The organism is Streptomyces sp. PKU-EA00015, assembly GCF_013387495.1.
Lineage (GTDB): Bacteria > Actinomycetota > Actinomycetes > Streptomycetales > Streptomycetaceae > Streptomyces.
In genome coordinates this window covers 1-22,000 of the sequence record NZ_JABZEE010000029.1, presented here as the reverse complement: position 1 = coordinate 22,000, position 22,000 = coordinate 1, and the positions used below count along the sequence as shown (strand labels likewise).

16 protein-coding genes, 2 tRNA genes and 1 pseudogene are annotated in these 22,000 nt (G+C 69.4%); 17 read left to right on the top strand and 2 right to left on the bottom strand.

What is annotated here, in order from left to right; all coding sequences use genetic code 11:
* Positions 1 to 44 precede the first annotated feature (44 nt).
* A tRNA-Gly gene (locus HW130_RS18995) sits at positions 45 to 115 on the bottom strand.
* Between the two features lie 155 nt (positions 116 to 270).
* On the opposite strand from HW130_RS18995, the gene HW130_RS18990 reads away from it, so the two are divergent.
* The 5 genes from HW130_RS18990 (at position 271) to clpX (ending at position 4,904) form a co-directional block, all read left to right on the top strand.
* Positions 271 to 347: transfer RNA gene (locus tag HW130_RS18990), tRNA-Pro, on the top strand.
* Positions 348 to 494: 147 nt separating this feature from the next.
* Positions 495 to 1,886 (top strand): trigger factor, encoded by a 1,392-nt coding sequence (gene tig / locus HW130_RS18985; protein ID WP_177150826.1) that lies wholly within the window; start codon positions 495 to 497, stop codon positions 1,884 to 1,886.
* Between the two features lie 259 nt (positions 1,887 to 2,145).
* Positions 2,146 to 2,751, top strand: coding sequence for an ATP-dependent Clp protease proteolytic subunit (locus tag HW130_RS18980; RefSeq protein WP_159695205.1), 606 nt, complete (start codon positions 2,146 to 2,148; stop codon positions 2,749 to 2,751).
* A 40-nt stretch (positions 2,752 to 2,791) separates the two neighbouring features.
* The gene (locus HW130_RS18975; protein WP_177150825.1) at positions 2,792 to 3,466 is read left to right on the top strand and encodes an ATP-dependent Clp protease proteolytic subunit; all 675 of its coding nucleotides are present in this window, start codon (positions 2,792 to 2,794) and stop codon (positions 3,464 to 3,466) included.
* A gap of 148 nt (positions 3,467 to 3,614) precedes the next feature.
* Positions 3,615 to 4,904: an ATP-dependent Clp protease ATP-binding subunit ClpX gene (gene clpX / locus HW130_RS18970; RefSeq protein ID WP_177150824.1), complete on the top strand. Its 1,290-nt coding sequence runs from the start codon at positions 3,615 to 3,617 to the stop codon at positions 4,902 to 4,904.
* Positions 4,905 to 5,119: 215 nt separating this feature from the next.
* On the opposite strand, the gene HW130_RS18965 is transcribed toward clpX, so the two are convergent.
* On the bottom strand, positions 5,120 to 6,085 hold the full coding sequence (locus HW130_RS18965; protein ID WP_177150823.1) for a hypothetical protein: 966 nt from the start codon (positions 6,083 to 6,085) through the stop codon (positions 5,120 to 5,122).
* A gap of 137 nt (positions 6,086 to 6,222) precedes the next feature.
* Here HW130_RS18965 and HW130_RS18960 point away from each other — a divergent pair, with 137 nt between their 5' ends.
* From HW130_RS18960 to HW130_RS18905, 12 genes and pseudogenes are all read left to right on the top strand, one after another.
* A complete protein-coding gene (locus tag HW130_RS18960) occupies positions 6,223 to 8,847 on the top strand; it encodes a valine--tRNA ligase (protein ID WP_177150822.1) in 2,625 nt (874 codons plus the stop codon).
* A 206-nt stretch (positions 8,848 to 9,053) separates the two neighbouring features.
* Entirely contained in the window at positions 9,054 to 10,562 is a 1,509-nt protein-coding gene (locus HW130_RS18955) for a folylpolyglutamate synthase/dihydrofolate synthase family protein (RefSeq protein ID WP_177150821.1), read from the top strand.
* A gap of 6 nt (positions 10,563 to 10,568) precedes the next feature.
* Positions 10,569 to 10,922, top strand: coding sequence for a DUF4233 domain-containing protein (locus HW130_RS18950; protein WP_177150820.1), 354 nt, complete (start codon positions 10,569 to 10,571; stop codon positions 10,920 to 10,922).
* 93 nt (positions 10,923 to 11,015) lie between these two features.
* Positions 11,016 to 11,429: a nucleoside-diphosphate kinase gene (gene ndk / locus HW130_RS18945; protein ID WP_177150819.1), complete on the top strand. Its 414-nt coding sequence runs from the start codon at positions 11,016 to 11,018 to the stop codon at positions 11,427 to 11,429.
* 254 nt (positions 11,430 to 11,683) lie between these two features.
* On the top strand, positions 11,684 to 12,703 hold the full coding sequence (locus HW130_RS18940; protein ID WP_177150948.1) for a rod shape-determining protein: 1,020 nt from the start codon (positions 11,684 to 11,686) through the stop codon (positions 12,701 to 12,703).
* 153 nt (positions 12,704 to 12,856) lie between these two features.
* Positions 12,857 to 13,888 carry a rod shape-determining protein MreC gene (mreC, locus tag HW130_RS18935; RefSeq protein WP_177150818.1) on the top strand — a complete coding sequence of 344 codons (1,032 nt, stop codon included), beginning with the start codon at positions 12,857 to 12,859 and terminating at the stop codon, positions 13,886 to 13,888.
* Positions 13,889 to 13,905: 17 nt separating this feature from the next.
* Positions 13,906 to 14,577 carry a rod shape-determining protein MreD gene (gene mreD, locus HW130_RS18930; RefSeq protein WP_177150817.1) on the top strand — a complete coding sequence of 224 codons (672 nt, stop codon included), beginning with the start codon at positions 13,906 to 13,908 and terminating at the stop codon, positions 14,575 to 14,577.
* Positions 14,578 to 14,593: 16 nt separating this feature from the next.
* Entirely contained in the window at positions 14,594 to 16,759 is a 2,166-nt protein-coding gene (gene mrdA / locus HW130_RS18925) for a penicillin-binding protein 2 (protein WP_177150816.1), read from the top strand.
* 3 nt (positions 16,760 to 16,762) lie between these two features.
* Entirely contained in the window at positions 16,763 to 17,962 is a 1,200-nt protein-coding gene (gene rodA / locus HW130_RS18920; protein ID WP_177150815.1) for a rod shape-determining protein RodA, read from the top strand.
* A gap of 120 nt (positions 17,963 to 18,082) precedes the next feature.
* Positions 18,083 to 19,600 (top strand): CYTH and CHAD domain-containing protein, encoded by a 1,518-nt coding sequence (locus tag HW130_RS18915; protein ID WP_177150814.1) that lies wholly within the window; start codon positions 18,083 to 18,085, stop codon positions 19,598 to 19,600.
* A 53-nt stretch (positions 19,601 to 19,653) separates the two neighbouring features.
* Positions 19,654 to 21,579 (top strand): TIGR03960 family B12-binding radical SAM protein, encoded by a 1,926-nt coding sequence (locus HW130_RS18910; protein WP_177150813.1) that lies wholly within the window; start codon positions 19,654 to 19,656, stop codon positions 21,577 to 21,579.
* Between the two features lie 132 nt (positions 21,580 to 21,711).
* Positions 21,712 to 22,000 (top strand): annotated as a pseudogene (locus HW130_RS18905) (hypothetical protein); the annotation flags it as partial.

Sequence of the window (22,000 nt, the reverse complement as noted above, 5' to 3'; positions counted from 1 at the left end):
CCAGGCTGGAGGACGAACCTCCGACCTGGCCCTGAGCCGTTGAGAGCGGGCGACGGGAATCGAACCCGCGTAGCTAGTTTGGAAGACTAGGGCTCTACCATTGAGCTACGCCCGCACGGACCGCGCCGCAGGTCACGACCGTGCGGCACGTAGAGCATCGTAGCGGGTCCCTGCCGCCGGGTGCACACCCCATTCCGCGCACCGCCGAAGACGCCCCGGAAACGGACCGGCCCACCGGCCCCGGGGCATGTACCCTACGGTTCGCACCGACGGGGTGTGGCGCAGCTTGGTAGCGCGTCCGCTTTGGGAGCGGAAGGTCGTCGGTTCGAATCCGGCCACCCCGACCAGCAAGATCACGTTGTGAGGCTCCTCCTGCTTGCCGTTACTATGCAAGCTGCGTGCCCGTGTGTCTGATGTACCGGGCCCGATGCGCTGAACCGCTGAATCGCAGCGTCAGCGAACCCCAAGAAGTCAGCCACCAAGGAGACCGAACCGTGAAGAGCGCCGTGGAGACCCTGAACCCGACCCGGGTTCGGCTCACTGTCGAGGTGCCCTTCGAGGAGCTCAAGGCCAGCCTCGACGCGGCGTACAAGAAGATCAACCAGCAGGTCACGGTCAAGGGCTTCCGCAAGGGCAAGATCCCGGCCCGGGTCATCGACCAGCGGTTCGGCCGGGGTGCGGTGCTGGAGGAGGCCGTCAACGACGCCCTCCCGAAGTTCTACACCGAGGCGGTCAACGAGGCCGAGATCAACCCGCTCGGCCAGCCCGAGGTCGACATCACGGAGCTGAAGGACGGCGAGACGCTGAACTTCACCGCCGAGGTGGACGTCCGCCCGACCATCGAGATCCCGGACTACTCCGGCATCGAGGTCACCGTCGACGCCGTCGAGGTCACCGACGAGGACGTCGAGAAGTCGGTGGAGCAGCTGCGCGAGCGCTTCGCCTCCACCAACTCGGTCGAGCGCGCCGCCGCCGAGGGCGACGTCGTCACGATCGACCTCGAGGCCAAGGTCGACGGCGAGGTGCTTCCCGACGGTGTCGCGAACGGCGTGTCGTACACCATCGGTTCCGGCGAGCTCCTCGACGGCATCGACGAGGCCGTCACCGGCCTGGAGGCCGGCGGCGAGGCCACCTTCACCTCGCAGCTGAAGGGCGGCTCCGCCGAGGGCAAGGACGCCGAGGTCACCGTGAAGGTCACCGCCGTCGCCGCCCGTGAGCTCCCCGAGCTCGACGACGACTTCGCGCAGATGGCGAGCGAGTTCGACACCCTCGAGGAGCTGAAGGCGGACAGCCGCAAGCGCCTCGAGAACATGAAGCAGTACGACCAGGCCACGCAGGCTCAGGAGCGCGTCCTGGAGAAGCTGCTCGAGCTGGTCGAGGTCCCGGTCCCCGAGAAGCTGCTCGAGGACGAGATCAACACCCGTAAGCACAACCTCGAGCACCACCAGCTCGGTCAGATGGGTCTGACCCTCGACAAGTACCTGGAGATCCAGGGCAAGACCGCCGAGGAGTTCGACGCCGAGACCAAGGAGCAGGCGGTCAAGGGCATCAAGACGCAGTTCGTCCTGGACGAGCTGGTCAACCGGGAGAAGCTCAACGTCAACCAGGAGGAGCTCACCGAGCACCTCATGCGGCGCGCTGCCTCCTCCGGCATGAGCCCCGACCAGTTCGCCCAGGCCGTCGTCGAGGGCGGCCAGGTGCCGATGCTCGTCGGCGAGGTCGCCCGCGGCAAGGCGCTGGCCGTCGTCGTCGAGGCCGCCACGGTCACCGACACCAACGGTGAGGTCGTCGACCTGGAGGACGAGGACGAGACCGAGGCCGCCGCCGAGACGGTCGAGGCCGTCGTCGAGGGTGACGCCGAGGGCGACGAGAAGTCCGAGGCCTGAGCCTCGCGCCCACTCATGGACGGGCTCCGGACGCCGCAGGGCGCCCGGGGCCCGTCGGCGTAGACGGGCCAGGCCGCGGGCTCCGCCGGGCCCAACTACCTTGCGCTCCGAGCGAACAGTTCGGGAACCGGGATGGCTATGTCCGACCTGCGCGTTAGGGTCCATGAATACGAGGGCAGGGGAGTCCCCGCCCCCGGTACCAAGACGCTGAGACGGCCGAAGCCGTCAGAGACGAGCAGGTGGACACGTGACGAATCTGATGCCTTACGCCGCCGGTGAGCCGTCCATCGGTGGTGGCCTCGGCGACCAGGTCTACAGCCGGCTGCTCGGCGAGCGCATCATCTTCCTCGGCCAGCAGGTCGACGACGACATCGCCAACAAGATCACGGCGCAGATGCTGCTCCTGGCCGCCGACCCCGACAAGGACATCTACCTCTACATCAACAGCCCCGGTGGCTCGGTGACGGCCGGCATGGCGGTCTACGACACCATGCAGTACATCCCGAACGACGTCGTGACCATCGGCATGGGCATGGCGGCGTCCATGGGCCAGTTCCTGCTGACGGGCGGCGCCGCCGGCAAGCGCTTCGCCCTGCCGAACACCGACATCCTCATGCACCAGGGTTCGGCCGGTCTCGGCGGTACCGCCTCGGACATCAAGATCCAGGCCGAGTACCTGCTCCGCACCAAGAAGCGCATGGCGGAGATCACCGCCCAGCACTCCGGTCAGACCGTCGAGACGATCATCCGTGACGGTGACCGGGACCGCTGGTTCACCGCGGAGGAGGCCAAGGACTACGGCCTCATCGACGAGATCATCTCCGCCGCATCGGGCGTCCCGGGCGGCGGCGGCACCGGCGCCTGAGCCGCAGAGCCCCCACCCGAGCCCGCAGAACGCCACCAGGATGGTGAACACCCACATGAGCAACTTCTCCGCGAGCGGTCTCTACACCGGCCCTCAGCCGGACAACCGCTACGTCGTCCCGCGCTTCGTCGAGCGCACCTCGCAGGGCGTGCGCGAGTACGACCCGTACGCGAAGCTCTTCGAGGAGCGTGTGATCTTCCTCGGGGTGCAGATCGACGACGCCTCCGCCAACGACGTGATGGCGCAGCTGCTGTGCCTGGAGTCGATGGACCCGGACCGCGACATCTCGATCTACATCAACAGCCCCGGTGGCTCCTTCACCGCGCTGACCGCCATCTACGACACGATGCAGTTCGTGAAGCCGGACATCCAGACGGTCTGCATGGGCCAGGCGGCGTCCGCCGCGGCCGTGCTGCTGGCCGCCGGCACCCCCGGCAAGCGGATGGCCCTGCCGCACGCGCGCGTGCTGATCCACCAGCCGTCCTCGCAGACCGGCCGGGAGCAGCTGTCGGACCTGGAGATCGCGGCCAACGAGATCCTGCGCATGCGCGAGCAGCTGGAGGAGATGCTGGCGAAGCACTCCACCACGCCGATCGAGAAGGTCCGCGACGACATCGAGCGCGACAAGATCCTGACCGCCGAGGACGCGCTGGCGTACGGCCTCGTCGACCAGATCGTCTCGACCCGTAAGAGCACGGCCGCAGCGGCCGCCTGACGGATCCGGCAGCACCCTTGGTGCGGTACACGACAATGTGAACCGCGCCAAGGGGGGCCCGAACGGGGGGCCAGGCAAGGTACCGTCGGATATGAGGCACCAGGAGCCGGCTGAACCAAGCCGCTCCCAGGCGAAGGGGAAGCACCTCGTGGCACGCATCGGTGATGGCGGCGACCTGCTCAAGTGCTCGTTCTGCGGAAAGAGCCAGAAGCAGGTGAAGAAGCTCATCGCAGGCCCCGGGGTGTACATCTGCGACGAGTGCATCGACCTCTGCAACGAGATCATCGAAGAGGAGCTCGCGGAGACGAGCGAGGTGCGCTGGGAGGAGCTTCCCAAGCCGCGCGAGATCTACGAGTTCCTGGAGAGCTACGTGGTCGGCCAGGAGCCGGCCAAGAAGGCGCTCTCCGTCGCGGTGTACAACCACTACAAGCGCGTCCAGGCCGGCGAGAACGGCGGCGCGCAGGGGCGGGACGACGCGATCGAGCTCGCCAAGTCCAACATCCTGCTGCTCGGTCCCACGGGTTCGGGCAAGACACTGCTCGCGCAGACGCTGGCCCGCATGCTGAACGTGCCGTTCGCGATCGCCGACGCGACCGCGCTGACGGAGGCCGGCTATGTCGGTGAGGACGTCGAGAACATCCTGCTCAAGCTGATCCAGGCGGCCGACTACGACGTCAAGAAGGCCGAGACCGGGATCATTTACATCGACGAGATCGACAAGGTCGCCCGTAAGAGCGAAAACCCGTCGATCACCCGCGACGTCTCGGGCGAGGGCGTCCAGCAGGCACTCCTCAAAATCCTTGAGGGCACCACCGCTTCGGTCCCCCCGCAGGGCGGCCGCAAGCACCCCCACCAGGAGTTCATCCAGATCGACACGACGAACGTGCTCTTCATCGTGGGCGGCGCGTTCGCCGGCCTGGAGAAGATCATCGAGTCGCGTGCGGGGGCGAAGGGGATCGGCTTCGGCGCCACGATCCGCTCGAAGCGGGAGATCGAGGCGAGCGACCAGTTCCAGGAGGTCATGCCGGAGGACCTGGTCAAGTTCGGCATGATCCCGGAGTTCATCGGCCGCCTTCCCGTCATCACCTCGGTCCACAACCTCGACCGCGAGGCGCTGCTCAAGATCCTGGTCGAGCCGCGCAACGCGCTGGTCAAGCAGTACCAGCGTCTGTTCGAACTCGACGGCGTGGAACTGGACTTCGACCTCCCGGCCCTGGAGGCCATCGCCGACCAGGCGATCCTGCGCGGCACGGGCGCGCGTGGCCTGCGGGCCATCATGGAGGAGGTCCTGATGTCGGTGATGTACGAGGTCCCGTCCCGCAAGGACGTGGCCCGCGTGGTGATCACGGAGGACGTGGTCCACAACAACGTGAACCCGACGCTGGTGCCGAGGATCGTGAAGGACGAGGGCAACGGGCGGCACGAGAAGAGCGCGTAGCGCTGTCCGCGTCATACGCGTGAAGGGCAGACCGGTTCCGTGCCGGTCTGCCCTTCACGCGTATCGCACTGGTGCGGATCAGCCGGTCATGTCCGGCTCACTGCAGCACATGGGCCCGCCTGGCCACAGGCATGCAGGCGGCAGCTCCGAGTCCCAACGGCAAAAGGCGCCCGGCCGGTTGTGTTCCGGCCGGGCGCCCCTACCGGGCTGCCCCGTCAGAGCTTGACGCGCACTTCCTTGCGGAACTTCGCGGTGATGGAGGCGGCGTCCTCGGGCGACGTGCCCTTGCCCGTCATCAGGCTCGCCATATCCATCGGGATCACGAAGCCGAGGGTGCTGTGGTCGCCCCACACGCACACCGACATCCTGAACTCCTTGGGGCCGGTGCTCGGCGCGTCGGCGTCGGGCTTGGACTTGATCTGCTGGCACTTCAGCACGGCACCCTCGGCCTCGGCGGGCGTGAAGGCCTGCGGCTCACCCACGAGCTCGGCCTCGTCGTCCTTGTCCTTCTTGGACTCCGCCTCGATGCTTGCGAACACGCCGTCGACGACCTTCTCGGGGTCCTCGATCTCGCCGTAGACACCGCCGAACTGGAGCAGTTTCCCGGCCAGCGGGTTGTTCTCGTCCTTCACCTGGTAGCTGGCCTCGACCTGCTTCGCGTTCTTGACGCCGTTCTTCTCCGCGTCCTTGAGGAAGTCGTCGCCGTCGCCGCTGCCGCTGTCGGGCGACTTCTTGTACTCGGTGAGCACGGTCTCCGGCGTCGTCAGCTTGTGCGGGCCGTCGTCGGCGACGCCGGCGCCGCTCCCGCCGAAGACGAAGTACGCACCCACACCCAGCGCCGCCACAACCGCCACCGCGCCGATGATCAGACCCGTCTTCTTTCCTCCGCCGCCCTGGGCCGGCGGAGGCGGCGGGTAGGCGCCGTACTGAGGCTGCTGGCCGTACTGGGGCTGCTGGCCGTACGGGCCCGGCTGCTGCGGCTGGCCCCACTGGCCCGGCTGCTGCTGCGGCGGCACGCCCTGCGGGGCCTGCTGCGGATACCCGTAACCGGGCTGCGGGGCCTGCGGCTGCTGGCCGTAGGGGCCAGGCTGCCCCTGCGGCTGGCCGTAGGGTCCCGGCTGGCCGTACGGGCCCGGCTGCTGCGGCTGGCCGCCGTACGGACCCGGTTGGTTGTAGCTCATTACGGGTGTTCCCCTCGTGATGTTTATGTGTTCCCGACATCCTGGCGCAAGCGGCCCACCCCCGGGGCGGCGGGGGTCACACCGTTACCGAACAATCGCGTTTCAGGACCGCCCCGTGACACCCCTAAACTGGCCCCGTGACCGAGAACACTCAGCATCAGCCAGCCAGCACCCCCGAACTGCCGACCCAGTACGCGCCGGCCGACGTAGAGGGGGCGCTGTACGAGCGCTGGGTAGAGCGCGGGTACTTCGAGGCGGACGCGAAGAGCGAGAAGCCGCCCTTCACCGTCGTCATCCCGCCGCCGAACGTCACGGGCAGCCTCCACCTCGGCCATGCCTTCGAGCACACGCTGATCGACGCCCTGACCCGCCGCAAGCGGATGCAGGGTTACGAGACGCTGTGGCAGCCCGGCATGGACCACGCCGGCATCGCCACGCAGAACGTCGTCGAGCGGGAGCTCGCCAAGGAGGGCAAGTCCCGTCACGACCTCGGTCGTGAGACCTTCATCGAGCGTGTCTGGCAGTGGAAGAGCGAGTCCGGAGGCCAGATCTCCGGGCAGATGCGCCGCCTGGGCGACGGCGTCGCCTGGTCCCGCGAGCGCTTCACGATGGACGAGGGGCTCTCGCAGGCCGTTCAGACCATCTTCAAGAGGCTGTACGACGACGAGCTCATCTACCGCGCCGAGCGCATCATCAACTGGTGCCCGCGCTGCCTGACGGCCATCTCGGACATCGAGGTCGAGTACCAGGACGACGACGGCGAACTCGTCTCCATGAAGTACGGAGACGGCGACGACACCATCGTCGTCGCCACAACTCGCGCCGAGACGATGCTCGGTGACACCGCCGTCGCCGTCCACCCCGACGACGAGCGCTACAAGCACCTGGTCGGCAAGCAGATCAGGCTGCCGCTGACGGACCGTACGATCCCCGTCGTCGCGGACGAGCACGTCGACCCTCAGTTCGGCACCGGTGCCGTCAAGGTGACGCCGGCGCATGACCCGAACGACTTCGAGATCGGCCAGCGGCACAACCTGCCGTCGCTCGCCGTCATGGACGAGCGCGCGGTCATCACCGCGCACGGCCCCTTCCAGGGCCTGGACCGCCTGGAGGCCCGTTCCGCCATCGTCGCCGCGCTGCGCGCCGATGGCCGGATCGTGGCCGAGAAGCGCCCGTACGTCCACTCCGTCGGCCACTGCTCGCGTTGCAAGACCACCATCGAGCCGCGCCTGTCCATGCAGTGGTGGGTCAAGGTCGGCCCGCTGGCGAAGGCGGCCGGCGACGCCGTGCGCGACGGCAAGGTCAAGATCCACCCGCAGGAGATGGAGAAGCGGTACTTCGACTGGGTCGACAACCTCCACGACTGGTGCATCTCGCGCCAGCTGTGGTGGGGCCACCGCATCCCGGTCTGGTACGGCCCGAACGGCGAGACCGTCTGCGTCGGCCCGGACGAGGAGCCGCCGAGCGGCGAGGGCTGGCACCAGGAGACCGACGTCCTGGACACCTGGTTCTCCTCCGGCCTGTGGCCGTTCTCCACGCTCGGCTGGCCCGATCGAACCGAGAGCCTCGCGAAGTTCTACCCGAACTCGGTCCTGGTCACCGGTTACGACATTCTCTTCTTCTGGGTCGCCCGGATGATGATGTTCGGCATCTACGCGATGGACGGCACCCCGCCGTTCCACACCATCGCCCTGCACGGCATGGTCCGCGACCAGTTCGGCAAGAAGATGTCCAAGTCCTTCGGGAACGCGGTCAACCCGCTGGACTGGATGGACAAGTACGGCTCCGACGCGCTGCGTTTCACGCTCGCCCGCGGCGCCAACCCCGGCGTCGACGTGCCGATCGGCGAGGACTGGGTCCAGGGCTCGCGCAACTTCGCCAACAAGATCTGGAACGCGACCCGCTTCGCGCTGATGAACGGCGCGACGGTCGAGGGCCCGCTGCCCGCGCCCGAGCAGATGTCCTCCACCGACCGGTGGATCCTGTCGCGGCTGAACAAGACGGTCGCCGAAGTCGACGCGTACTACGAGGACTACCAGTTCGCGAAGCTCTCCGAGTCCCTCTTCCACTTCGCCTGGGACGAGGTCTTCGACTGGTACGTCGAGCTGTCGAAGACGACGTTCTTCGCGGGCGGCGAGCAGGCCGAGGTGTCCGGCCGGGTCCTCGGCGAGGTCCTGGACGTGATGCTGCGCCTGCTGCACCCGGTCGTCCCCTTCGTCACGGACACCCTGTGGACGACGCTGACCGGCGGGGAGTCGCTCGTCGTCGCCGACTGGCCGAGTGACAGCGGCTTCCGCGACGAGGCCGCCGAGCGGGAGATCGAGCTCGTCCAGCGGGTCGTCACCGAGGTCCGCCGCTTCCGCAGCGACCAGGGGCTTCAGCCCGGTCAGAAGGTTCCGGCCCGGCTCACCCTGGACGGCACGGCGCTCGCTCCGCACGAGGCCGCGATCCGTCAGCTGCTCCGGCTCCAGCCGGAGGGCGAGGGCTTCCAGGCCACCGCGTCCCTTCCGGTCGCGGGCGCCACGGTCGCGCTGGACCTGTCGGGCACGATCGACGTCGAGGCCGAGCGCAAGCGCCTGACGAAGGACCTGTTGGCGGCCGAGAAGGAGAAGGGGCAGGCCACGGCGAAGCTCGGCAACGAGGCGTTCCTCGCCAAGGCGCCGGACAACGTGGTCGACAAGATCCGTAAGCGTCTGGCCACGGCGGACGAGGACATCGCCCGCATCACGGCCCAGCTGGACCGCCTTCCCGAGGCCCAGTAGGCCCGCGAGTCTCCGCAGGCGCCCGGCATCCCGTTCTCAGGCGATGCCGGGCGCCTGCGCGCATCCTCCGTCACCCCCTGCGGGCCCCGCCGCGGTCCGTACCCTGGCGGCAGGGACGGCGTGACGGGACGGCGTCGCGGTTGCGCGTGCGCCGAGGGGCGGTGGCCGGGCCGGGGCGGCCGGCAGGGCTCCGTAGACTGGACCCCGTGAGTGAGCACCCCGATCCCTTCGACGAGTCCGACGCCTTCGACGAGATCGTCGATGCCGAGACCGACCGTGACCCCGACCTGGCGGTGATCGAGGCCGGCAGCCGCACCCTGCGCGCGCAGGCCGGGACGCCGCAGAGCGACGCCGTGCCGGCCCGGCCCGCGGACCCGGAGGTGGACAAGGCGCTGCGCGAGGTCGAGGCCGACCTGGCGACGCGCTGGGGCGAGACCAAGCTGGAGCCCTCGGTCTCCCGGATCTCCGCCCTGATGGACGTGCTGGGCGAGCCCCAGCGGGCGTACCCCTCGATCCACATCACGGGGACCAACGGCAAGACGTCAACCGCCCGCATGATCGAGGCGCTGCTCGGCGCGTTCGATCTGCGCACCGGGCGGTACACCTCGCCCCACGTCCAGTCGATCACGGAGCGGATCAGCCTGGACGGCGCCCCCATCGAGGCCGAGCGCTTCATCGAGACGTACCGCGACATCAAGCCGTACGTGGAGATGGTCGACGCCGGCCAGGACTACCGGCTCTCCTTCTTCGAGGTGCTCACCGGGATGGCGTACGCGGCGTTCGCCGACGCGCCGGTGGACGTCGCCGTCGTCGAGGTCGGCATGGGCGGCAGCTGGGACGCGACGAACGTGATCGACGGCTCGGTGGCCGTGGTCACGCCCATCGACCTGGACCACACCGACCGGCTCGGCGCCACGCACGCCGAGATCGCCGGCGAGAAGGCCGGGATCATCAAGCAGGGCGCGACGGTCATCCTGGCGCAGCAGCCGGTGGACGCCGCCCAGGTGATGCTGAAGAAGGCCGTGGAGGCCGACGCGACCGTCGCCCGCGAGGGCATGGAGTTCGGCGTGGTCTCCCGGGAGATCGCGGTCGGCGGCCAGCTCCTGACGCTGCGCGGGCTCGGCGGCGAGTACGACCAGATCTTCCTCCCGCTCTACGGAGCCCACCAGGCGCACAACGCGGCGGTCGCGCTCGCCGCGGTCGAGGCCTTCTTCGGCGTGGGCGCCGAGCAGGCGCGCGCGCTGGACATGGACACCATCCGCAAGGCGTTCGCCTCGGTCTCCTCCCCGGGCCGTCTCGAGGTCGTGCGCCGCAGCCCCACCGTCGTGCTGGACGCCGCGCACAATCCGGCGGGCGCGCGGGCGACCGCCGCCGGCATCACGGAGTCGTTCGGCTTCTCCCGCCTCATCGGCGTGGTCGGCACGAGCGACGACAAGGATGTGCGGGGCCTGCTGGAGGCGTTCGAGCCGATCTTCGCCGAGATCGTCGTCACGCAGAACTCCACGCCGCGCGCCATGGGTGCGGACGAGCTCGCGGCGATCGCCGTCGAGGTGTTCGGCGACGAGAGGGTGGTCGTCGAGCCGCGTCTGGACGACGCGCTGGAGGCGGCGATCACGCTGGCGGAGGAGGAGTCGGAGTTCGCCGGCGCGGGCGTGCTGGTGACCGGCTCCGTGATCACGGTCGGCGAGGCCCGGCTGCTCCTGGGGAGGGGCTGACACCCGATGCGTACGCTCTGTGCATCCACCTTGATCGGCGAGTTCTTCGTGATCGGCTTCGCCGGTCTCGTCGCGATGAAGTCGGACGGCGCGTCGATGGCCGCGGTGTGGACGGTCTGCGGGATCGCGATGCTGCTCTCGGTGCTGCTGTGCGGCATGATCACCCGGCCCGGTGGGATCCAGCTGGGCTGGGCGCTCCAGATCGCGCTGATCGCGAGCGGTTTCGTCGTGCCGGCCATGTTCTTCCTCGGCGCGCTGTTCGCCGGCCTGTGGTGGGCCTCGGTTTTCTACGGTCGCAGGATCGACGAGGCGAAGGCCCGGTGGGAGGAGCAGGCCTCGGCAGGGCCTGACGCTGCGTAATCGCGGGCGGCTTTCGCCCTGTAGCCTCGTCAGTGCCTGCTGCCCGGTTGGGACGCGGCAGGCCCTGAATCCGCACCTGAAGGAGCCCGTACCGTGAGTCAGCGCACGCTCGTCCTGCTCAAGCCCGACGCCGTACGACGCGGCCTGATCGGCGAGATCATCGGCCGCATCGAGGCCAAGGCGGGCTGGACCATCAGCGCGCTGGAGCTGCGCACGCTGGACCAGGACACCCTGGAGCAGCACTACGGAGAGCACAAGGGCAAGCCGTTCTACGAGCCGCTGGTCGCTTTCATGTCCTCCGGCCCGGTCGTCGCACTCGTCGTCGAGGGCGAGCGCGTCATCGAGGGTGTACGCCAGCTGGCGGGACCGACCGACCCGATCGCGGCGGCTCCGGGCTCCATTCGTGGCGACTTCGGCACCATCGTCCGGGAGAATCTCATCCACGCCTCGGACTCCGAGGAGTCCGCCATTCGGGAGCTGAAGATTTTCTTTCCCGGACTTTCCTGACGCGACGTCAGCCGAACAGCGCTCATGACCTGGGGCGACCGAAGGAATTTCGGTCGCCCCTTGGCATAGGCCGCGCCATTGCGGGAACGCATCGCTCCGACACATCGTCACGATAAACAGAGGTGGACCAGCGCGCGGTGTCCGTGGGGGCGGCACTACGATGTAAGCCTCACGTCACATCACCCACCTCGCCGTCCTGAAAAGCCATCAACGCTCGATTTGGGAAGGCCAGACGAATCCTCATGGGGAACAACATGTCGTTCATCGGCCGTGACATGGCTGTCGACCTCGGGACCGCCAACACGCTGGTGTACGTCAGAGGCCGGGGGATCGTTCTCAACGAGCCGTCCGTCGTCGCGATCAACACCAACACGGGCGGCATTCTCGCGGTCGGCGCCGAGGCGAAGAAGATGATCGGCCGGACGCCGGGCAACATCGTTGCCGTCCGGCCGCTGAAGGACGGCGTCATCGCCGACTTCGAGATCACCGAGCGGATGCTCCGCTACTTCATCCTGAAGATCCACAAACGCCGGTACCTCGCCCGTCCGCGCGTGGTCGTCTGTGTCCCCTCCGGTATCACCGGCGTCGAGCGCCGTGCGGTGATCGAGGCGTCGACGCAAGCCGGCGCCCGCCAGGTGCACATCATCGAGGAGCCGCTGGCCCCGGCCATCGGCTCCGGACTCCCCGTCCACGAGGCCACCGGCAACATGGTCGTCGACATCGGCGGCGGCACCACCGAGGTCGCCGTGATCTCGCTCGGCGGAATCGTCACGGCACAGTCCATCCGCGTCGCCGGCGACGAACTGGACAACGCGATCATCCAGCACATCAAGAAGGAGTACTCGCTCCTGCTCGGTGAGCGCACCGCCGAGAGCATCAAGATCACCATCGGCTCCGCGTACGAGATGGACAAGGAAGAGCACACCGAGATCCGCGGCCGCGACCTCGTCTCCGGTCTGCCCAAGACCGTCGTCATCTCCGCCGCGGAGGTCCGCAAGGCCATCGAGGAACCGGTCAACGCGATCGTCGACGCCGTCAAGACGACGCTCGACAAGTGCCCGCCGGAGCTGTCCGGCGACGTCATGGACCGCGGCATCGTCCTCACCGGCGGTGGCGCCCTGCTGCGCGGCCTCGACGAGCGGCTGCGCCGCGAGACGGGCATGCCGATCCACATCGCCGAGGACCCGCTGGACTCGGTGGCGCTCGGATCCGGCAAGTGCGTCGAGGAGTTCGAGGCGCTCCAGCAGGTGCTGGACGCCCAGCCGCGTCGTTGACCGGGAGGCGGCGCCCGGCAGCGGCCGGGCCCGCATCCGCCGTTCGGGGGCCCGCGGGGCCCCCACAAGGGGGTCCTTTCGCCTCCGCGCCAGGCGAAGGACCGTCGCTCCACCGACATCACCATTCCGACGAGGAAGGCACGGCCGCCGCACGTGAGGGACACACGAGAGAGCCGGCTGCTCCTGGTGCTGCTGATCGCCATCGCGTTCGCCTTGATCACGGTGGACATCCGCGGCGGTGAGGAGTCACCGGTCGACGGAGCCCGGCAGGCCGCGGCCACGGTTTTCGGCCCGGTCGAGAGCGGTGTCGCGGCGGCCGTCGCACCGATCGGCAACGCCATCGGCGCCGTTCGCGACTCCGGCGAGCGTCACGACCGCATCAGCGAGCTGGAGCGGGAGAACGCCGCACTCAAGCAGCGGCTCGGCAGCGACGACCGCAACCGCAGCCGGCTGCGCGAGCTCGACGGCCTGATCAGGACCGCGGCGGCCGGACAGTACGGGATCAAGGGCGCCGAGGTCATCGCCATAGGAGCGGCCCAGGGCTTCTCCTGGACGGTCACGATCGACATCGGCGCCCAGGACGGCATCAGGCGCGACATGACCGTCGTCAACGGCGACGGACTCGTCGGCCGCGTCACCACCGTCGGACCCAGTACCTCCACGGTCCTGCTCGCCAACGACCCCGATTTCACCGTCGGCACGCGGATGGAGAAGACCAGCGAGCTGGGCTTCGCGACCGGTCAGGGCGACCGGCCGCTCCTGGTCCAGCTGCTCAACGGCAAGTCCAAGGTCAAGAAGGGCGACCGGCTGGTCACCTTCGGCTCGCAGGGCAACAAGCCGTTCGTGCCGGGCGTCCCGGTCGGTGAGGTCATCCGCGTCGACCCGTCGGGCGGCGACCTCACCCGGAACATCTACGTCCGCCCGTACGCCGCCTTCAGCAGGCTCGACATCGTCGGCGTCGTCGTCCAGGCGCCGAGCAGCGACCCGCGCGACATGGTGCTGCCGCCGAGGCCCGCGAAGCCCAAGCCGACGCCCACCGTCACGGTGACCGTCACGCCCGGCGCCGACGGAGAGACGGAGGACGGCCAGGCCGCGGACGAGCAGACGCAGGACGACGGGCAGGCGCAGGACACCGGACAGGATCCACCGGACGAGACCGCCGCCGATGTCCCGGACGACGAGTAACAGGAGCTGATCCGCCCATGCGCTTCAACCGGATGCTGCTCTCCACGACCCTGGTCGTGGTCGCCCTCGTCATCCAGGTCACCGTCCTCGCCCGCCTCCAGCTGCCCGGCGCGGTCCCGGACCTGATGCTGCTGACCGTCCTCGGACTCGCCATGGTCTACGGCCATGTCGCGGGCGCCTTCATCGGCTTCGGCGCCGGCCTCCTCGCCGACATCGCGCCGCCCGCCGACCACGCGGCCGGCCGCTACGCGCTCGTCCTGTGCGTCATCGGCTACCTCGCCGGCCTCATCCGGCCCGACAACGGGCAGCAACTGCGCTCCGCCACCGGCCCGATGGTCGTGGTCGTCGCCGCCGCGATCGGATCCACCCTGCTGTACGCGGGAGTGGGCGCCCTCGTCGGTGACACCGCGGCCCGCCATGTCGGCCTCGGCAGCCTGCTGTTCACCGCAGCCGTCTACGACCTGATCCTCGCGCCCTTCACCGTGCCGCTGATCATGTGGCTCGCCAGACGCAGCGACAACGACCCGCTCGCCGAGAGCCAGAGCAGCCACGGCGCCGACGTCGCCTCCGGCTGGCTGACGTCGGGCACCGGTCTGCGGCTCGGCGCCCAGCGCAGCGGACTGCGGATCAGGGCGGCGAGGACGCGGGCGGCACGAGCCGGACGCATCAAGGGCGTGAAGCGACTGTGACCGAGGGGGCAGCAGCGTGAGCAACATTCCGGAGACCGGGCGGACCCCCCGGGTCCAGGTCCGGCTCGTCATCATCCAGGTACTCGTCTTCTCCCTCCTGCTCACCCTCGGCGGCCGGCTCTGGTACCTCCAGATCCGCAATGGCGACGAGTACGCCGACGAGGCCAGCGGCAACCACGTGCAGCGGGTCGTCTCACCCGCCGTACGCGGCTCGATCCTCGACGCCCGCGGCGTCCCGCTCGCCGACAACGAGACCCGCCTCGTGGTCTCCGCGTCGCGCACCGAGCTGATGAAGATGAAGGACGACGGGAAGGCCGTCCTGACCCGGCTCGCCGGTGTCCTCGGCATGAAGCCGAAGGAGGTCATGGACAAGGTCAGGCTCTGCGACTCCAAGACGCCGCAGCCCTGCTGGAACGGCTCCCCGTACCAGCCGATCCCGGTCACCGACGAGGCCACCACGCAGCAGGCGCTGCGGATCCGGGAGAGTTCCGAGGACTTCCCCGGCATCACCGCCGAACCCACCGCCGTGCGCCGGTACCCCGCACCCGGCAAGGCCCGCACGTCGCAGGTGCTCGGCTACCTCTCGCCGGTCACCGACGAGGAGATCCAGAAGGCCAAGGACACCGACTCGCCGCACCTGCGCTCCGACCAGGTCGGCCGCTCGGGTCTGGAGCGCACTTACGACAAGCAGTTGCGCGGCAAGGCAGGCGTCACGTCGTACGAGGTCGACAAGCTCGGCCGGGTCATGGGCCAGACGGAGTCCGACCCGGGCGTCCCCGGCTCCAACGTGGTCACCAGCATCGACGCCCGCGTCCAGGGCGTCGCCGAGCACGAGCTGCACCAGGCGATGAAGACCGTCCGGCAGGAGACCGACAAGGTCACCGGTCGCAGGTACGAGGCCGACGCGGGCGCCGTGGTCGTCATGGAGTCCAAGACCGGCCGCGTCATCGCGATGGCCTCCCAGCCCGACTACGACCCCAACGCCTGGGTCGGCGGCATCTCCGCCAAGGACTACGCCAAGCTCACCGGCAAGGGCTCCAACTACCCGCTGCTCAACCGGGCCATCCAGGGCCAGTCACCCGCCGGCTCCGTCTTCAAGGTGGTGTCGGCGAGCGCGGCCGTGCGGGCGGGCTACGCCTTCGACGACCGTTACAACTGCACCAGCTCCTACAGCATGGGCAACCGGAGCTTCGCGAACTTCGAGTCCAAGGGGCACGGCCCCATCACCCTCGGCGACGCCCTCAAGTTCTCCTGCAACACCGTCTTCTACCGTCTCGGCCACCAGGAGTGGCAGCGCGACGGCGGCCTCCAGCCCAAGAAGAACGCCCACGACTGGTTCTACCGGACCGCCCATGACTTCGGGTTCGGCTCCGAGACCGGCATCGACCTGCCGAACGAGGTCGTCGGCCGTATCCCGGACCGGCAGTGGAAGAAGAGCTTCTGGCAGGCCAACAAGGACGCCTGGTGCAAGCAGGGCAAGAAGGGCGGCACCTACGTCCAGCAGATCGCCTATGAGAGCTGCCTCGAAGGCAACCAGCTGAAGGCCTTCGACAGCATCAACTTCGCCATCGGCCAGGGCGACGTCCTCATCACGCCCATCCAGCTGGCCACCGCCTACTCCGCCATCAGCAACGGCGGCACCCTCTACAACCCCACCATCGGCAAGGCCGTCGTCAGCCCCGACGGCAAGAAGGTCGAGGAGATCAAGCCCAAGCCCCACGGCAGGCTGCCGGTGGACGCCGAGACCATCAGCGACCTCGACAAGGGACTGCGCTCCGTCGTCGAGCCCGGCGGCACCGCCGCCTGGCGATTCGGCGGCTGGCCGCAGGACAAGATCCCGATGCGCGCCAAGACCGGCACCGCCCAGGTCTACGGCAAGCAGACCACCTCGTGGTTCGCGACCTACACCGACGACTACACGATCGTCATGACGATCTCCCAGGGCGGTACGGGCTCCGGCGCGTCGGGTCCCGCGGTGCGCAACATCTACGACGCGATGTACGGCCTGGACAAGGAGGGCAACCAGGACCTGAAGAGGGCCCTGCTTCCCCAGCCGCAGGAGGGCCTGCCCAAGATCTTCCCGGACGGCTCGATCGACGCCCCGGAGATCAGGCCCTACGTTCCTCCGAAGCCGAAGGACCCGGAACCAGCGCTCGCGGGCTCGCCCGCACGGAGGGACTGAGAGATGACAGGCGCAGGCGGTTTCTCCGTCTCCGGATACGGCCCCGAGCGCGGTGGTCTGTGGACCCGCCTGAGCGCGCGCGACTCGATGGCGCGCAGGCTCGACTGGCCGCTGATGTGCTCGGCGATCGCCCTGTCCGTCGTCGGCACCCTGCTGGTGTGGTCGGCGACCCGAGGGCGCACCGAGCTCAACAACGGCGACCCGTACCACTTCCTGGTCCGGCACAGCCTGAACATCGGCATCGGCTTCGCACTGATGGTGGGCACGATCTGGCTGGGCCACCGCATGCTGCGCGGCGCGGTGCCCGTGCTCTACGGACTGTCCGTGGTGCTCGTGCTGCTGGTGCTCACCCCGCTCGGCGCCACGATCAACGGCGCCCACGCCTGGCTCGTCATCGGCGGCCTGTCGCTCCAGCCGTCCGAGTTCGTGAAGATCACGATCATCCTCGTGATGGCGATGATGCTCGCCGCCCGTGTGGACGCGGGCGACCAGCTCCATCCCGACCACCGCACGGTGGCCAAGTCGCTCGGCCTCGCGGTCGTGCCGATGGCGATCACCATGCTGATGCCGGACCTCGGCTCCGTGATGGTCATGGTCGTGATCGTGCTCGGCGTCCTGCTCGCCTCGGGCGCCTCCAACCGCTGGATCCTCGGCCTCATCGGCGCGGGCGCCGCGGGCGCGGCCCTGGTGGCCGCGCTCGGACTGCTCGACGAGTACCAGATCAACCGCTTCGCCGCCTTCGCCAACCCCGAACTCGACCCCGCCGGCGTCGGCTACAACACCAACCAGGCGCGGATCGCGATCGGTTCCGGCGGACTGTACGGAGCCGGTCTGTTCAAGGGCCACCAGACCACGGGGCAGTTCGTGCCCGAGCAGCAGACCGACTTCATCTTCACGGTCGCCGGCGAGGAACTCGGCTTCCTCGGCGCCGGCCTGATCCTGGCGCTGCTCGGCGTCGTGCTGTGGCGTGCCTGCCGCATCGCGCGGGAGACGACCGAGCTGTACGGCACGATCGTCGCGGCCGGGATCATCGCCTGGTTCGCCTTCCAGTCCTTCGAGAACATCGGCATGGCGATGGGCATCATGCCGGTGGCCGGCCTGCCGCTGCCGTTCGTGTCGTACGGAGGCACGTCCATGTTCGCGGTCTGGATCGCGGTGGGCCTGCTCCAGTCGATCCGGGTCCAGCGCCCGATAAGCGCGTAGCCGATGAGGCGAGGAGCCGGCCCCCCGGTCCTTCCCGACCCGGCAGGTCCGCGGAGGGGCCGGGGAGGCGCGTTCACCGGCGGTCTGCCGCCGCGGGGCGCGGGCGACTAGATTCGGGGCATGGCGGACACCAAGCGCGAGATCGAGCGGAAGTACGACGCCAGCCCCGACACCCGGCTGCCGGATCTGACACAGGTCGCCGGAGTCGCCGGCGTCCGGGACCGAGGCGTCGACGAGCTCGACGCCGTCTACTACGACACCGGTGACCTGCGGCTCGCGGCCGCCTCCGTCACCCTGCGGCGCAGGACCGGCGGAGCCGACGCCGGCTGGCACCTGAAACTGCCCGTCGCCCCCGGCGTCCGCGACGAGATCAGCGCGCCCCTCTCCGACGACGTCCCGGCCGAACTCGCCGCGCTCGTCCGCGTGTACACGCGCGAGGCCGCGCTCGATCCGGTCGTCCGCCTGCGCTCCGTCCGCGCCGTGCGCCATCTGCTCGACGCCGACGGCGCCCTCCTCGCCGAGCTCAGCAGGGACGAGGTGCACGCCGAACGGCCGCCGGGCGGCGACGGCGTCGTCCGCTGGGACGAGATCGAGGTCGAACTCGCCGACGGCGGCGACCCCGCGTTCCTCGACGCCGTCGACAAGAAGCTCCGCAAAGCCGGACTGCGCAGGTCCACGGCGCCGTCCAAGCTCGCCAGGGCCCTCGCCGACACCGGCGCCGCCCCCGCGCCCCGCCCCGAAGCACCCACCCCGCGCACCGCCGGCGACCACATCCTGCGCTACCTGCGGGAACAGAGCGACGCACTCGTCGCCCACGACCCAGGCGTCCGCCGGGACGTGCCCGACGCGGTGCACCAGATGCGCGTCGCCACCCGGCGGCTGCGCAGCGCCCTGCGCACGTACCGGAAGATTCTCGACCGCGATGCCACCGGGCCCGTGATCGACGAGCTCACGTGGCTCGCCGGGGAACTCGGCGTCGCACGCGACCAGGAAGTCCTCGCCGAGCGGCTCCGGTCCGGCGTCGGCGCGCTGCCCGACACCCTGGTGCTCGGCCCGGTCGCCGCGCGCCTGAAGGCATGGTCGGTCGCCGGGGAGGCCGACGCCCGCGGCACGGCGGTCGCCGCCCTCGACAGCGCGCGCTACCTGGCCCTCCTCTCCTCCCTCGATGCCCTGTTCGCGAGCCCTCCGCTGCTGAAGGCCGCCGGCAAGGCGGCCGACGCCGCGCTGCCGGACGCGGTGCTGAAGGAGTACGACCGGCTGTCCCGCCGCGTCGAGCACGCCCTCGCTCTCCCCGCCGGCCAGGAGAGGGACGTGGCCCTGCACGACGCGCGCAAGGCCGCCAAGCGGGCCCGGTACGCGGCCGAGGCGGCGACGCAGGCGCTGGGCCGCCCGGCGCGGCGGTTCGCCAAGCGGATGAAGGCCGTGCAGAAGGTCCTCGGCGACCACCAGGACAGCGTCGTGGCCCGCGGGGCGCTGCGCGACCTGGCGATCGCGGCGAACGCGGCGGGCGAGCCGTCGTTCACCTGGGGCCTGTTGTACGGCCAGGAGTCGGCCGGCGCCGCGGAGCGCGAGGCCGAGCTGCCGCAGGTGTGGGAGCGGGCGACGGCCCCCGGACTGCGGGCGGATCTGACCGGCTGAGCGTCGGGGTACGCTTGATGGTCACCCCCTGTCCGCTCACGAGAGACACCACGATGCCTGTCGAGTCGGTCTTCCCACGCCTGGAAGCGCTTCTCCCGCATGTCCAGAAGCCGATCCAGTACGTCGGCGGAGAACTCAACTCCACCGTCAAGGACTGGGACGCCTGCGACGTCCGCTGGGCGCTCATGTACCCCGACGCGTACGAGGTCGGGCTCCCCAACCAGGGCGTCATGATCCTCTACGAGGTACTGAACGAGCGCGAGGGCGTGCTCGCCGAGCGCACCTACAGCGTGTGGCCGGACCTCGAGGAGCTGATGCGCGAGCACCGGGTCCCGCAGTTCACCGTGGACAGCCACCGCCCGGTCAAGGCGTTCGACGTCTTCGGGCTCAGCTTCTCCACCGAACTCGGCTACACCAACATGCTCACGGCGCTCGATCTCGCGGGCATCCCGCTGGAGTCGAAGGACCGCACGATCGACGACCCGATCGTGCTCGCCGGCGGACACGCCGCGTTCAACCCCGAGCCGATCGCGGACTTCATCGACGCGGCGATCGTCGGCGACGGCGAGCAGGCCGTGCTCGACATGACCGAGATCATCCGTGCCTGGAAGGCGGAGGGCCGGCCCGGCGGCCGCGAGGAGGTCCTGCTCCGCCTCGCGAAGACGGGCAGCGTCTACATCCCCGCGTTCTACGACGTCGAGTACCTGCCCGACGGCCGCATCGGCCGTGTCGTGCCGAACAGGTCGGGCGTGCCGTGGCGGGTGTCCAAGCACACCGTCATGGACCTCGACGAGTGGCCCTACCCCAAGCAGCCGCTGGTCCCGCTCGCGGAGACCGTCCACGAGCGGATGTCCGTCGAGATCTTCCGCGGCTGCACCCGCGGCTGCCGCTTCTGCCAGGCCGGCATGATCACGCGCCCCGTGAGGGAGCGAAGCATCACCGGCATTGGCGAGATGGTGGACAAGGGCCTCAAGGCGACGGGCTTCGAGGAGGTCGGCCTGCTCTCCCTGTCCTCCGCGGACCACAGCGAGATCGGCGACATCGCCAAGGGTCTCGCCGACCGGTACGAGGACGACAAGATCGGCCTGTCCCTCCCCTCGACCCGTGTCGACGCGTTCAACGTGGACCTGGCCAACGAGCTGACGCGCAACGGCCGTCGGTCCGGCCTCACCTTCGCCCCCGAGGGCGGCTCCGAGCGCATGCGCAAGGTCATCAACAAGATGGTCTCGGAGGAGGACCTGATCCGGACCGTCGCCACGGCGTACGGCAACGGCTGGCGTCAGGTGAAGCTGTACTTCATGTGCGGCCTGCCGACCGAGACCGACGACGACGTGCTCCAGATCGCCGACATGGCGGCGAACGTCATCGCCAAGGGCCGCGAGGTCTCGAAGTCCAACGACATCCGCTGCACGGTGTCGATCGGCGGCTTCGTGCCCAAGCCGCACACCCCCTTCCAGTGGGCGCCGCAGCTGTCCGCCGAGGAGACGGACGCGCGGCTGGAGAAGCTGCGCGACAAGATCCGCGGCGACAAGAAGTACGGCCGCTCGATCGGCTTCCGCTACCACGACGGCAAGCCGGGCATCGTCGAGGGCCTGCTTTCCCGCGGTGACCGCCGCGTCGGCGCCGTCATCCGGGCCGTCTACGAGGACGGCGGCCGCTTCGACGGCTGGCGCGAGCACTTCTCGTACGACCGCTGGATGGCCTGCGCCGAGAAGACGCTGCCGGAGTTCGGCGTCGACGTCGACTGGTACACGACGCGTGAGCGCACGTACGAGGAGGTCCTGCCCTGGGACCACCTGGACTCCGGTCTCGACAAGGACTGGCTCTGGGAGGACTGGCAGGACGCGCTCGACGAGACCGAGGTCGAGGACTGCCGCTGGACGCCGTGCTTCGACTGCGGTGTGTGCCCGCAGATGGACACGCACATCCAGGTCGGTCCGACGGGCAAGAAGCTGCTGCCGCTGACCGTCGTCAAGTAGTGCTCGCTCCCCCCACTCGGGGGAGGGCCCGGCCACAGGGGAGACCCTGCGGCCGGGCCCTCGTTCGTTCCGGGCGGGAAGTGGGGTCCGGTGGACCGGATCCGGACGGGGCCGTGCTGCGTCCTGTCCTGCATGGAGTACGAGAAGCCGCCGACGGCGGATGTGCAGCAGCGGTACGGCGCGGTCGAGGAGTACGAGCCCGGGGACGGCTGCCTCGCGCAGGTCATCCGGATTCCGCTGCGGATCGTCGTCGTGCTCCTGGTCGTCCCCGTCCGCATGGTCTGGGACGTCCTCGCCGTCTGCGGGCGGGCGCTGCACCGGACCCTGCTGCGACCGGCCGGCCGCGCGCTCGCCCGGCTCGGCAGCGCCGTCCTGCGCCATGTGCTGATCCCGGTCGGCAAGGCGCTGTTCGTGTGGCCGT

Bases quoted from the DNA above. Each gene is read 5' to 3' on its own strand.
- HW130_RS18980 (WP_159695205.1), top strand. From the start codon at position 2,146: ATGCCTTACGCCGCCGGTGAGCCGTCCATCGGTGGTGGCCTCGGCGAC.
- HW130_RS18965 (WP_177150823.1), bottom strand. From the start codon at position 6,085: ATGAGCTACAACCAACCGGGTCCGTACGGCGGCCAGCCGCAGCAGCCG.
- HW130_RS18950 (WP_177150820.1), top strand. From the start codon at position 10,569: ATGCGTACGCTCTGTGCATCCACCTTGATCGGCGAGTTCTTCGTGATC.
- rodA (WP_177150815.1), top strand. From the start codon at position 16,763: ATGACAGGCGCAGGCGGTTTCTCCGTCTCCGGATACGGCCCCGAGCGC.
- HW130_RS18940 (WP_177150948.1), top strand. From the start codon at position 11,684: ATGTCGTTCATCGGCCGTGACATGGCTGTCGACCTCGGGACCGCCAAC.
- HW130_RS18975 (WP_177150825.1), top strand. From the start codon at position 2,792: ATGGTGAACACCCACATGAGCAACTTCTCCGCGAGCGGTCTCTACACC.
- mreD (WP_177150817.1), top strand. From the start codon at position 13,906: ATGCGCTTCAACCGGATGCTGCTCTCCACGACCCTGGTCGTGGTCGCC.
- HW130_RS18910 (WP_177150813.1), top strand. From the start codon at position 19,654: ATGCCTGTCGAGTCGGTCTTCCCACGCCTGGAAGCGCTTCTCCCGCAT.
- HW130_RS18915 (WP_177150814.1), top strand. From the start codon at position 18,083: ATGGCGGACACCAAGCGCGAGATCGAGCGGAAGTACGACGCCAGCCCC.